This window comes from Rudaea sp. (assembly GCF_036383415.1).
Taxonomy (GTDB): domain Bacteria; phylum Pseudomonadota; class Gammaproteobacteria; order Xanthomonadales; family Rhodanobacteraceae; genus Rudaea.
This window is the reverse complement of record NZ_DASVOK010000050.1, coordinates 1-1589: the sequence shown is the minus strand read 5'-3', so window position 1 is coordinate 1589 and position 1589 is coordinate 1. Positions and strand designations below refer to the sequence as shown.

Below are 1589 nucleotides of genomic sequence, written 5' to 3'. Positions count from 1 at the left end.
CGCGACGCGCAGGTGCATCTCGCCCTGCCCCCATACGACGATCTCGTGGGTCTCGGGATTGTGCACCACGACCAGCGAGGGATCCTCGTCGACCAGCTTGTTCAGCGCCTGCCCGAGCTTGACGTCGTCCTTGCGTTCCTTCGCCGAGATCGCGATCGCCAGCACGGGTTCGTGCGGTGTCATCGCGGCGAGCGGCGGATGCGCGTTCCGGCCGGCCGTCAGCGTGTTGCCGGTCCTGGCATGATCGAGCTTGCCGAGCGCGACGGTATCGCCGGCCGCGGCAGCGCCGCGCTTTTCAGTGCTCTGACCGACCAGCTTGAACACGGCAGCGACGCGCCCGGCTTCGGTCTCGGGCGTGATCAAGGTCGTGCCGTCGCCGACCTGGCCGGCGAGCACGCGGGCGATCGACATCTTGCCGCCATGCGCGGTGTGCATGGTCTTGAACACGGTCGCGACCGCATCGGCGCCCGGCTTCACGCCGAGGCGCTTCACCGTCTCGCCGATGCCCGGCGCCTCGTGGCGCAGCGCCTTCATCAGCCGCAGCACGCCATTGGTGCGCGTCGCCGAGCCGATCAGCACCGGGCAGATCACGCCCTCGCGCAGCTCCTTGGCGAGATCGTCGAACACCTTGTCGCGCGGCGGCGGAATGTCCTCGAGCAGTTGCTCCATCAGCTCGTCGTCGTGGTCGGCGAGCGACTCCAGCATGGTGAAGCGCGCTTCCTTGCCGCGGTCGACGTTGTCGCCTTCGAGCGGCACGACTTCGGACGGCGCGTGCTCCTTGTAGATATGGGCGCGCTCGAGCGCGAGATCGACGAAGCCGATGACGATGTCGTTCGACCAGATCGGAATCTGGCGCAGCACCAGCGGCACGCGCGAGGCGGGCTGCAGTAGCTTGAGCGTCTCGCGCACGCGCTTGTCGGCCTTGTCGATCTTGTTGAGAAACAGGAAGCGCGGGATCTTCAGGTCTTCCAGCTCGCGCAGGATCAGCTGCAATTGCGGGATCTTCTTCTCGTCCGCCTCGCAGACCACGACCGCCGCGTCGACCGCATGCAGCGCCGCGCGCATGTCGTGCGAGAACTCGACCGAGCCGGGGCAATCGATAAACGTATAGGTGTCGCCGAGGAAATTCGTGGTGGCGACCGAGAGCTCGACGCTCATCTTGTGGTGACGCGCCTCGGCAGAGGCATCGCCGACCGTCGAGCCGGACTCGACCGTGCCCTGGCGCTGGATCGCACCGGTGCGCGCGAGGATGCCTTCGAGAAGCGTGGTCTTGCCGCTCTGGAATGGGCCCACGAGTGCGATGCACCGGGAGCCCTTCGGACTCGTGCCGTTAGCGCCAGTGTCTGCCATGTCCGCCTCCCATGGCCGACGCGGCGACGTGCCGCGAACGGCTCTCGCTGATTATGACGGTATCGTTTCAGGAGAGCGCGCGACTGGCAAGCCCGCCGCAAGTCTGCATTGCGGCAAAAAGAAAGCGCGCGGCAGCTTGCCGCGCGCGTCAAGACAGAAATGCCGTCAGGTCAGCGGACGAATTGCAGCGAGATCTCGGCAATGCCCGCCGCGATGTTGATGCCGACCTGGCCCTGCAC

2 protein-coding genes are annotated in these 1589 nt (G+C 66.6%); one reads left to right on the top strand and one right to left on the bottom strand.

Annotation, left to right across the window (positions count from 1 at the left end; all coding sequences use genetic code 11):
• On the bottom strand, window positions 1–1350 hold a 1350-nt coding region (locus VF497_RS01740), incomplete at its 3' end, for an elongation factor G (RefSeq protein ID WP_330885648.1).
• Between the two features lie 11 nt (window positions 1351–1361).
• On the opposite strand from VF497_RS01740, the gene VF497_RS01735 reads away from it, so the two are divergent.
• On the top strand, window positions 1362–1589 hold a 228-nt coding region (locus tag VF497_RS01735), incomplete at its 3' end, for a hypothetical protein (RefSeq protein ID WP_330885646.1).